This window comes from Ruminococcus sp. OM06-36AC (genome assembly GCF_003438725.1).
Lineage (GTDB): Bacteria > Bacillota > Clostridia > Oscillospirales > Ruminococcaceae > Ruminococcus_C > Ruminococcus_C callidus.
The window spans coordinates 1-11307 of record NZ_QSTT01000015.1 but is presented as its reverse complement, the minus strand read 5'-3'; the positions used below and the strand labels follow the sequence as shown (position 1 = coordinate 11307).

10 protein-coding genes are annotated in these 11307 nt (G+C 51.9%); 8 read left to right on the top strand and 2 right to left on the bottom strand.

Annotated features, from left to right (window positions below):
* The first annotated feature begins 194 nt into the window (after nucleotides 1–194).
* From pyrR to ruvX, 8 genes are all read left to right on the top strand, one after another.
* Entirely contained in the window at nucleotides 195–749 is a 555-nt protein-coding gene (pyrR, locus tag DXB92_RS09830) for a bifunctional pyr operon transcriptional regulator/uracil phosphoribosyltransferase PyrR (RefSeq protein WP_117733737.1), read from the top strand.
* On the top strand, nucleotides 746–2050 hold the full coding sequence (locus tag DXB92_RS09825) for a dihydroorotase (RefSeq protein WP_117733736.1): 1305 nt from the start codon (nucleotides 746–748) through the stop codon (nucleotides 2048–2050). The genes pyrR and DXB92_RS09825 overlap by 4 nt, the downstream gene beginning before the upstream one ends.
* Entirely contained in the window at nucleotides 2040–2957 is a 918-nt protein-coding gene (pyrF, locus tag DXB92_RS09820) for an orotidine-5'-phosphate decarboxylase (RefSeq protein ID WP_021682435.1), read from the top strand. Before DXB92_RS09825 ends, pyrF begins: the two co-directional genes overlap by 11 nt.
* Nucleotides 2958–3025: 68 nt before the next feature.
* The gene (locus DXB92_RS09815; RefSeq protein WP_021682434.1) at nucleotides 3026–4132 is read left to right on the top strand and encodes a carbamoyl phosphate synthase small subunit; all 1107 of its coding nucleotides are present in this window, start codon (nucleotides 3026–3028) and stop codon (nucleotides 4130–4132) included.
* A 3-nt stretch (nucleotides 4133–4135) separates the two neighbouring features.
* Nucleotides 4136–7327: a carbamoyl-phosphate synthase large subunit gene (carB, locus tag DXB92_RS09810; RefSeq protein ID WP_021682433.1), complete on the top strand. Its 3192-nt coding sequence runs from the start codon at nucleotides 4136–4138 to the stop codon at nucleotides 7325–7327.
* A gap of 77 nt (nucleotides 7328–7404) precedes the next feature.
* Nucleotides 7405–8175 (top strand): dihydroorotate dehydrogenase electron transfer subunit, encoded by a 771-nt coding sequence (locus tag DXB92_RS09805; RefSeq protein ID WP_040647683.1) that lies wholly within the window; start codon nucleotides 7405–7407, stop codon nucleotides 8173–8175.
* Nucleotides 8175–9086: a dihydroorotate dehydrogenase gene (locus DXB92_RS09800; RefSeq protein ID WP_117733735.1), complete on the top strand. Its 912-nt coding sequence runs from the start codon at nucleotides 8175–8177 to the stop codon at nucleotides 9084–9086. Before DXB92_RS09805 ends, DXB92_RS09800 begins: the two co-directional genes overlap by 1 nt.
* A 12-nt stretch (nucleotides 9087–9098) precedes the next feature.
* Nucleotides 9099–9527: a Holliday junction resolvase RuvX gene (ruvX, locus tag DXB92_RS09795; protein ID WP_117733734.1), complete on the top strand. Its 429-nt coding sequence runs from the start codon at nucleotides 9099–9101 to the stop codon at nucleotides 9525–9527.
* Between the two features lie 120 nt (nucleotides 9528–9647).
* On the opposite strand, the gene DXB92_RS09790 is transcribed toward ruvX, so the two are convergent.
* Both DXB92_RS09790 and DXB92_RS13985 read right to left on the bottom strand, forming a co-directional pair.
* Entirely contained in the window at nucleotides 9648–11108 is a 1461-nt protein-coding gene (locus DXB92_RS09790; protein ID WP_117733733.1) for a 4Fe-4S dicluster domain-containing protein, read from the bottom strand.
* On the bottom strand, nucleotides 11102–11307 hold a 206-nt coding region (locus tag DXB92_RS13985), incomplete at its 5' end, for a hypothetical protein (protein WP_207658594.1). The genes DXB92_RS13985 and DXB92_RS09790, both read right to left, overlap by 7 nt.

The window sequence follows — 11307 nt, the reverse complement described above, 5'->3', positions numbered from 1 at the left end:
AAACGAGTGCGTTGGATATGCACTCGGAAAGAGCGATTCCTTTAAGTTGATCCCGTGAGATTGACAAGGCGTTTCATAAACCGGATAAGATCCCTTCTGCATGTACGGTATGTTGATGCAGAAGTTGTTGTACGCACTTGCCTGTCTGAAACGGGTAAGTGCTTTTTTTGTGAATGATCTCTTAGGAGGTGTGTATGGAACAAAAAGCGATCATCATGGACGAAAGTGCCATTCGCCGTGCAGTGGCACGGATTACGTATGAGATTCTGGAACGGAATCGTGGAGCCGAAAATCTATGTATTGTGGGCATTTTGTCCCGCGGCGTTGTGCTTGCAGAACGGATTGCCCGTAAAATATACGAGTTGGAACGTGCAGAGGTGGAATTCGGTGCACTGGACATCACCCCATTCCGCGATGACCGCATTGCCGATGCCACACATTCCGCAAAGAGTACCATTCATTTTCCGGTACAGGACAAGCGTGTTGTCATTGTAGATGATGTGCTGTACACCGGTCGTAGCTGCCGTGCTGCCATTGATGCGATTCTGGCGATCGGCAGACCGCAGTGCATGCAGCTGGCAGTACTGGTGGATCGCGGACATCGGGAACTACCCATTCGTCCGGATTATATCGGAAAGAACGTTCCGACTGCACAGAGCGAAACCGTTCGGGTTTCCGTGCGGGAAATTGACGGAACCGACTGTGTTGTGATTTATCAGAACACTGATGCAGAAATGAGGAAAGAATGAAGCAAACCATTTTGATTCGTGATGTACAATTGGTGCAGGGCGGCATTTCGCCCCGTTGTGACATGCTGATTCAGGACGGCGTGATCGCAAAGCTGGGAAAAGATCTGAACGAATCTGCCCACTTTGTCATTGACGGCTCCCGCCTGACAGCACTGCCAGGGCTGTTTGATATGCATGTGCATCTGCGTGACCCCGGGCAGACACATAAAGAGGACATCTTCACCGGTTCCGCAGCGGCACTGGCTGGCGGCATCACCGGCGTGGCATGCATGCCGAATACCTCGCCGGCAATCGACAACGTAGACACTGTCCGCTATATCTGTGAAAAAGCAGCTTATACCGGCGTGGAGATTCACCCCGTGGGCTGCATTACCAAGGGGCTGAAAGGCGAGGAAATGTGCGACTATGCGGCGTTGAAAGATGCCGGCATCTGTGCCATTTCCGACGACGGCAGACCAGTAGAGTGTGCAGAAACCATGCGGCAGGCTTTGATTCAGGGCGATGCACTGGGGCTGCCGGTTATTTCTCATTGTGAAGATCTGTCCATTATCAACGGCGGCATTGTGAACCGCGGCGTGGCTTCGGAAACGCTGGGTGTCAGAGGCATGGATCGGGCTTCGGAAGACTATATCACCGCACGGGAGATCATTCTGGCGGCTTCTGCCAATGTGCCGATTCATATCGCTCACGTCAGCACTTACGGCAGCGTGGAGATCATTCGTCACGCCAAAGCACAGGGTGTCAAGGTGACCTGTGAAACCTGTCCGCACTATTTCCTGATGACAGAGGAAGCGGTGCTCTGCGGTGATGCGGATTACCGTATGAATCCGCCTCTCCGGACGGAAAAAGACCGCAAGGCAGTGCTGGAGGGACTTCTGGACGGTACCATTGACTGTATCGTTACTGACCATGCTCCTCATGCTCCGTCGGAAAAGGCGGATTTCCGTTACGCTCCCAACGGCGTGATCGGCATGGAAACCTCGCTGGCAGCTTCGCTGAAACTGGTGCATGCCGGTCTGATGACCCTGCCGCAGCTGGTACAGAAAATGGCAGAGAATCCCCGCAAGATTCTGGGCTTGCCGCAGCATCAGCTGGCAGTAGGTGAGCCGGCAGATCTGACGCTGGTAGATCTGGATTATCACTGGACAGTAGATCCGGAAAAAATGCACTCCAAAGCGAAAAATGTGATCTGGAAGGGCAAAACACTGGTGGGCAAACCGGTGTGTACCATCACAGACGGCATCATTCGCTATCAGGATACAGAGTATTTAGAAGAAAGGAACCGATGCAATGGCTTTTGACAGACTTATCAAACGAATTGACGAACTGCACAATCCGTCCGTAGCCGGACTGGATCCACGTCTGGAATACGTGCCGCAGTTCATACAAGATGCCAGCTTTGTGAAGCTGGGACATACACTGGAGGCAGCTGCTGATGCAATTCTCCAGTTCAACAAGGCGTTGATCGATGCCCTGTACGATGTGGTTCCGGCGATCAAGCCGCAGGCTGCATACTATGAAATGTACGGCTGGGCAGGTGTCCGCACACTGGCGGAAACCATTCGCTATGCACAGAGCAAGGGCATGTTCGTCATGACAGACGGCAAACGCAATGACATTGGTGCGACCATGACTGCATATGCCACCGCACATCTGGGAAAAGTAGATGTGGACGGCGTGGAACTGGAACCCTTTGGAGCAGATGCACTGACAGTCAACGGCTATCTGGGAACAGACGGCATTCAGCCGCTGCTGGACGTTTGCGAAAAATATGACAAGGGTATTTTCGTGCTGGCAAAGACCTCGAATCCGTCCAGCGGAGAACTGCAGGACAGACTGATCGACGGCAAGCCGGTCTATGAGATCATGGGCGAAATGTGCGAAAACTGGGGCAGCAGGCAGATCGGTGCCTATGGCTATTCCGCAGTGGGTGCTGTGGTAGGTGCGACCTATCCGGAACAGCTGGCGGAACTCCGGAAAAAGCTGCCGCATACGCTATTCCTGGTGCCGGGATACGGTGCACAGGGCGGCGGTGCACAGGGCGTTGCCGGTGCATTTGATGAAAACGGCAGAGGTGCGATTGTCAACTCCTCCCGTGCCATTATGTGTGCATGGAAGAAGGAAGAAAACTGTCCGGAAACGGCTTTTGCAGAAGCTGCCAGAAGAGAAGCAATCCGTATGCGTGATGATATTACCGCATATTTATAATTTTTCAGGGCAACGCCGGTGCATTGCAAGGTGCATCGCAGGCTCTTAGATCGGAAAGGACTGGTGTCATGTCATTATTGGAACGAGGCGATAACGCCTATCTGCTTCTGGCAGACGGAACGATTTTTGAAGGTTTGCATTTTGGTGTCAAGGGAACGGCAATCGGTGAGGTAGTCTTTACCACCGGTATGACTGCTTATCAGGAAACACTGACCGACCCCAGCTATTATGGGCAGCTGGTCACACAGACATTTCCGCTGATCGGCAACTATGGTGTCAATGCAGCAGACAGCGAATCTGCACGTTCTTATATCCACGGTTACATTGTGCGGGAATGGTGCAACACCCCGTCGAACTTCCGTATGGAAGGGGATATTGACGGATTCCTGAAAGAACAGAACATTGTGGGCATCTACAACATCGATACTCGTAAGCTGACCCGTATCATTCGGGAAGTCGGCGTTATGAACGGCGTGATTACAACAGAAGACGTTTACGCCAAGAAAGAAGAGCTGCTGGAACAGGTTCGGAACTACACCATTCAGAATGCAATTCTCAGCGTGACCGGCGACGAGCCGAGAACTTATCGTGAGGGAACACCGAAGTATAAGGTTGCTCTGTACGATTTCGGTTACAAACGCAATATCCGGAACGAACTGGTAAAACGCGGCTGTGAAGTCGTAGTTCTGCCGGCAGCCACCAGTGCAGAAGAATTAAAGGCGATGCACGTAGACGGCATCATGCTTTCCAATGGACCGGGGGATCCGTCCGAAAATCAGGCGATCATCGACAATGTGGGCGAGATCGCAAAGCTGGGCATTCCGATCTTCGGCATCTGTCTGGGACACCAGCTGCTGGCACTGTCGCAGGGATGTCGGACAGAAAAGCTGAAGTACGGTCACCGCGGTGCCAACCAGCCGGTTATCGACCTGAACAGTCACCGGACTTATGTCACCAGCCAGAACCACGGTTATGCAGTTGTAGGAGAAAGTCTGGATCCGGAAGTGGGAACCGTTTCTCATATCAACGCCAATGATAAAACCTGTGAGGGAATTCGTTATCACAAGATCAATGCCTTTACGGTGCAGTTCCATCCGGAAGCACACGGCGGACCGCTGGATACCGCATATTTGTTTGACGAATTCGTTGCTGTGATGGAAAAGGAGAAGAAGTAAGTTATGCCATTGAGAAGTGATATTAAAAAGGTTCTCGTGATCGGTTCCGGTCCGATCATCATCGGACAGGCTGCGGAGTTCGACTATGCAGGAACACAGGCTTGCCGTGCACTGAAACAGGAAGGTCTGGAAGTTGTCCTCATCAACTCCAATCCGGCAACGATCATGACAGATAAGGCGATGGCGGATAAGGTCTATATCGAACCGCTGACGCTGGACGTGGTAAAGCGGATCATTCGGATCGAAAAGCCGGACAGCCTGCTGTCTACCATGGGTGGTCAGACTGGTCTGACCTTGTCCATGCAGCTGGCGGAAGAAGGCTTTCTGGAAGCCAACGGTGTCAAGCTGTTGGGTGCTGACCCGCTGACCATTCATAAGGCAGAAGACCGTCAGGCATTCAAGGATACCATGGAAAAGATCAACCAGCCCTGTATCCCGTCAAAGGTCGTAGAAACCATTGAAGATGCCGTAGATTTTGCCAAGATCATCGGCTATCCGGTTATCGTGCGTCCGGCATTCACACTGGGCGGCACAGGCGGCGGTATCGCAGACAATGAAGAAATGCTCCGCGACATCACCAAGAACGGTCTGCGTCTTTCTCCGATCACACAGGTTCTGATCGAAAAGTGCATCAGCGGCTGGAAAGAAATCGAGTTTGAGGTGATCCGTGACCGCAAGGGCAACGTCATCACCGTCTGCTCCATGGAAAATTTCGATCCGGTCGGCGTACACACCGGCGATAGTATCGTTATCGCCCCGACTGTAACTCTGACAGATCGGGAATACCAGATGCTGCGTACCGCTGCGATCAACATTATTTCCGAACTGAAGGTAGAGGGCGGTTGTAACTGTCAGTTTGCACTGCACCCCACCAGCATGGAATATGCAGTCATTGAAGTAAACCCCCGTGTATCCCGTTCTTCTGCACTGGCTTCCAAGGCGACCGGTTACCCGATCGCAAAGGTTGCCGCAAGAATCGCGATCGGCTATACACTGGACGAAATTGTCAATCAGGTTACCGGCAAGACCTACGCCTGCTTCGAGCCGGCTCTGGACTACGTCGTTGTCAAGTATCCGAAGTGGGCATTTGATAAGTTTGTCTACGCAAAGCGGACACTGGGCACCCAGATGAAAGCGACCGGTGAAGTCATGGCAATCGGTACCAGCTTCGAAGAAGCCATTATGAAGGCTGTTCGTTCGACGGAACTGGGCGTAGATTCCATGAACATGAAGAAGTATGAAAAGATGCCTCTGGAAGAAATTATGGAGCGGCTGCAGGTCGTAGACGATGAGCGTGCATTCCAGCTGTATGAGGCAATGAAGCGTGGCAAGACGGTAGAAGAACTGCACGAACTGACCATGGTAGACTGCTGGTTCCTGAACAAGCTGATGAACCTGATTGAACTGGAACGGGAAATGGCTGCCAAGCCGCTGACCGAAGATCTGTACCTGCTGGCAAAGCAGTACGGCTATCTGGACGCGACCATTGAACGTATTTCCGGCAAGAAGTGCCCGATGCACCGCCATGCTGTATATAAAATGGTAGATACCTGTGCAGGCGAATTCAAGGCAGAAACGCCGTATTTCTACTCCACCTATGATGACGAGAACGAAGCGGAAGAATTCATTGAACGTCAGCACAGCGACAAGAAAAAGATTATCGTATTCGGTTCCGGTCCGATCCGTATCGGTCAGGGTATCGAGTTCGACTACTGTTCTGTACACTGCGTATGGACTCTGAAAGAAATGGGCTGTGAAGCGATCATCTGCAACAACAATCCGGAAACCGTTTCCACCGACTTCGACACCGGCGACCGTCTGTATTTCGACCCGCTGACAAAGGAAGACGTTGCCAATATCATCAACACCGAAAAGCCTTACGGCGTTGTGGTACAGTTTGGCGGACAGACTGCCATTAAGCTGACACGGTATCTGGCAGATATGGGTGTTAATATTCTGGGTACTTCCGCAGACGATATTGACGCAGCCGAAGACAGAGAGCGTTTTGACGAACTGCTGGGCAGATGCAGCATTCCGCGTCCGGCTGGTGAAACCGTCATGACGACTGAGGAAGCCCTCAAGGCTGCCAACGATCTGGGTTATCCGGTTCTGATGCGTCCGTCTTACGTACTGGGCGGTCAGAATATGATCATCGCACATTCGGACAAGGATATTGAAGAATATATGGCGATCATCACCAGCCATATGATTGAAAATCCGGTGCTGATCGATAAATATATGATGGGTACAGAAGTCGAAGTTGACGCGATCTGCGATGGCAAGGACTTCCTGATTCCGGGTATCATGGAGCACGTAGAGCGTGCCGGTGTCCACTCCGGTGACTCGATCTCCATTTATCCGGCACAGAACCTCAGCGAAAAAATTACTGATACCATCGTGCGTTATACCGGACTGCTGGCAAAGGAACTCCACGCAGTTGGTCTGATTAACATTCAGTACGTGGTATACAATAACGAAGTTTATGTAATCGAAGTAAACCCGCGTTCGTCCCGTACCGTGCCGTATATCAGTAAGGTAACTGGTATCCCCATGGTAGACATCGCAACCAAGATCATGCTGGGTGAAACCCTCCAGAGTCTGGGCTACAAGTCCGGTCTGTATCCGAAGGGCAAGTACGTTGCCGTCAAGGTACCGGTATTCAGCTTCGAAAAGCTACAGGACGTAGACACCATGCTCGGACCGGAAATGAAGTCCACTGGTGAGTGTCTGGGTATTGCCACCAATCTGGAGGACGCACTGCTCAAGGGTCTGATCGCCGCAGGCTATGACCTGAAGAAGGAAGGCGGCGTGCTGATTTCTGTCCGCGACAGCGACAAGCAGGAAATCATTGAGATTGCAGACAAGCTGGCACGTATGGGCTTCGAACTGTACGGTACAAGCGGTACCGCAGCCGTGCTGAACCATAACATGATCGCCACCAATCTGGTAAAGAAAATCTCTGACGGAGAACCGAATACCATTACACTGCTGGAAAGCGGCAAGATCCACTATATGATCTCCACTTCGGCAAAGGGTCGTCTGCCGGCAAGAGATAGCGTAAAGATGCGTCGGAAGTCTGTAGAACGTTCGATCTGCTGCCTGACTGCGATCGATACAGCCAAGGCTCTGGCAAACGTGCTGGAGTCTGGCCGCAGCATTGATGATGTAGAAATGGTCGATATTACAAAGATCTGACTTTAAAAATCACGCAAACCGTGGCGGACGGGGAGATTTCCCGCCCGCCCTTTTTGCTGTTGAAAGGAGAAATTGTCATGGCATATGAACAGATGCTGGTGCCGGTTCTGGAAAAGCAGGCACTTGCTAAAAATATTTATCGCATGGTGCTGCAATGCCGTTCCATTGCACAGCAGGCAGCGTGCGGACAGTTTGTGCACCTGCTGCCTGTAGGCTGCACGCTGCGTCGCCCGATCTCGATCTGTGAGATTAACAAAGCTGCCGGAACCCTGACCATTGTGTTTGAGGTAAAAGGCACTGGTACCGATGCTCTCGCCAATGTGCGGGCAGGGGAAAACGTGGACATTCTCGGACCGCTGGGACATGGCTTCACCATTCTGCCGGAGGCAAAACATGTGGTAGTCGTTGGCGGCGGTATCGGCAATCCGCCTATGCTGTCGCTGGCACAGGTGTATGGCGAACGTGCCACAGCAATATGTGGTTTCCGTTCGGCAAATATTGTCACATTGCAGGACGAATTCCACGCATCTGGTGCGGAAACCATTCTCTGTACCGATGACGGCACTGCCGGCAGACAGGATTTGGTTACAGAGCCGCTGAAAGAGCAGCTTGCAAAGGGTGATGTAGACATGGTATATGCCTGTGGCCCACGCCCCATGCTGAAATTCGTGGCTGCCGCCGCAAAGGAATACGGCGTTCGCTGTGAGGTTTCCATGGAAGAACGCATGGGCTGCGGCATTGGTGCCTGTCTGGTATGTGCATGCCAGCTGGAACGGGAAGGCAAATCCGTGATGGGACACGTCTGCAAAGACGGTCCGGTATTTCCGGCAGAGGAGGTTGTTTGGTAATGGCAAATTTAGCAGTAAATGTAGCCGGCGTATCCTTTAAAAATCCGATCATTCCGGCATCAGGCGTATTTGGCTATGGCAGAGAGTACGAGAAACTGTTCCCGCTTTCGGAACTGGGCGGCATTGCCACCAAGGGTACAACCGGACAGCCCCGTCCGGGCAATCCGGCTCCCCGTATCGCCGAAACTCCCAGCGGTATGCTGAACTCGGTAGGGTTGCAGAATCCGGGAATCGACGCGTTTCTGGAACGGGAACTGCCGAATCTCCTGACAAAGGATACTGTGATTCTGGCAAATATTGCCGGTTCTACCGTAGAGGAATGCGTTTCCATTGCGGAAAAGCTGGACGAAACCGATGTGCATATGATCGAATTGAACATCTCCTGCCCTAACGTGAAAAAGGGCGGGGCAGCGTTTGGCGTGCACTGTGAGAGTGCGGAAATGATTACCGCAGCAGTGCGTAAGGCAACCAAGAAGCCGCTGATCGTAAAGCTTTCTCCCAATGTCACCAGCATTACCGATATTGCCAAGGCAGTGGAATCCGCCGGTGCCGACAGCGTTTCCCTCATCAATACCCTTTTGGGCATGCGGATCAATATCGAAAATCGCCGCCCGATTCTGCGGAACAATGTCGGCGGCATGTCTGGCCCTGCGGTTTTTCCCATTGCTGTGCGTATGGTTTGGCAGGTCGCACAGGCGGTTTCCATTCCGGTAATCGGTATGGGCGGCGTGTCCAGCGGTACAGATGCCATTGAAATGATGATGGCAGGTGCCAGTGCCGTGCAGGTAGGAGCTGCTATTTTCACCGATCCCTATGCTCCGGTTCGCATCATTTCGGAGATGAACGACTGGCTGGACGCACATCATATTGCTTCGGTGCAGGAAATTATCGGCACCGTGCAGCCGTGGTAAGTGAGGCGTTTTATGATTATTATGGGCGTAGATTTCGGCGATGCCCGTACAGGGCTTGCCGTTTGCGATAAGGGCGAAATGCTGGCTTCTCCGGCTGGGGTGATTTCGGAAAAGGACTTTACCCAGTGTCAGGAAAAAGTCGCTGCCGCTGCTAAGGAACACCGTGCAGAACTGCTGGTGGTAGGCTATCCCAAGAATATGAATGGTACCGTGGGAGAACGTGCGGAACTGTGTCAGAAGTTCGGGGACGGTCTGAAAGAACTGACCGGTCTGCCGGTGGTGATGTGGGACGAACGCTGTACTACAGTTTCAGCACATTCCTACCTGAATGTCACCAATACCAGAGGCAAAAAGCGGAAAGCCGTAGTAGATGCTGTTGCGGCAACGATTATTCTGGAAAGCTATCTGGCATACCGGAAGAATCAGGCGGATGCCGAATAAAAAATACAAAATCCCCGAAACCGGATTTGTTCCGGTTTTCGGGGATTTTTTTATGGCAATACCGCACAATCTTTGTGCGGTATTACCTTATGTATGCTATATGCAGTTCAGTGCTTTTTCTTATAGAGATTCTTCGCGGTGCATGGGGATTTGTTCTGCTCCCAGCTTTTCCAGATTCTCATGAATGCTGCGGTTGTCTGCCTTTTTGATCATGTTTTCTCTGGCACGTTTGAACTTGTTCACTTCACCGTGGCGGCTGGGGCCGCCTACACAGCCGCCGTCGCAAGCCATGCCCTCGATAAAGTCGCCGGAGAATCTGCCCATTTTCAGCATCAGCAGGGCACGCTTGCAGGCATCAGTGCCGTTGCAGCGTTCCACATTGACTTCGTCGGTCACGCCCTGTTCTTTCATGCCTTCCAATACGGCATCTGTCACACCGCCGCTGTTGCCGAACCATTTGCCGAAAGTGCTGGACTGCTGATTGGTTTCCTCTGCTTCGTGAATGGTAACGCCCTTGGCACGGATAATGGCACGGATCTCGCCGTAGGTCATGGCGTAGTCCGCACTGCCCTCAATGTGCTGGTCGATGACTTCGCTCTTTTTGGCGATGCAGGGACCTACAAAAACAGTTACCGCTTCCGGATCCTTGGACTTGATCCAGCGGGAAACCGCACACATGGGAGAAACGGTAGTGGAGATATTGTCGATCAGATCCGGATAGTGCAGACGAATCAGATTGACAAAGCCGGGGCAGCAGGAGGTTGTCAGCTTTTTGCCCTCCCGATATGCTTCCGCCCACTCCGCTGCTTCGGCATAAGCGGTCATGTCACCGCCCAGTCCGACTTCTACCAGATCGGTAAAGCCCACTTCCTTCAGAGTGTTCCGCCAGCTTTCGAAAGTAATGCCTTCGCCGAACTGTCCTTCTGTAGAGGGAGCAAACATGGCATAGACATGTTTGCCGTCCACTAGTGCCTGACAGACATCTACCAAGCAGGACTTAGAACTGATCGCACCGAACGGGCAGCTATGGATACATCTGCCGCACTGGATACATTTTTTCTCGTCAATGATGCAGATGCCGTTTTCGTCCATGGAAATCGCTCCTACCGGACAGCTCCGGCGACATGGGCGAATCAGGTCTGCAATGGCGTTGTAGGGACATGCTGCCGCACACTTGCCGCATTCCCGACATTTCTGCGGGTCAATGTGTGCCCGCGTACGGCCAATATCGATTGCTCCGAAATGACAGGACTGCTGACAGGCTTTCCCCATGCACTTCTGGCAGTTGTCTGTGACAACGTAGCGGGAAATAGGGCAGTCCTCACATGCCGCCTGTACGACTTGTACCACAAGGTCGTTGTGTGATCCCTGCGGAGCCTTCCCCTCTGCAAGGCGGATTCGCTGCCGGACAATTTCCCGTTCTTTGTAGACACAGCAGCGGTATTTTGCTTTCGGACCGGGCATCATGCGATAGGGCAGCTCGTCTTTTTCTGTTTCAAATTTTCCGGCGAAAACCAATTTTGCGACTTCGCACAGAATATCATGTTTGATCTGAATGATCGTACCATCATTTGTTACCATATGGACCTCCGTTGCAGTTGTTGCAAGTCTTCTTTTTCTATTATACCATGAAATTTATCGTTTGTAAAGACAAGATTGTTAGGACAAATTTGCAGCAAAAATGCCCCAGCCGTAAAAAGCAGCAGGGGCATCAAAACATAATTTATTTCTAGTACTTTGTAACATTTAAATATTGCATAAAATATTAATGTGTGGTATA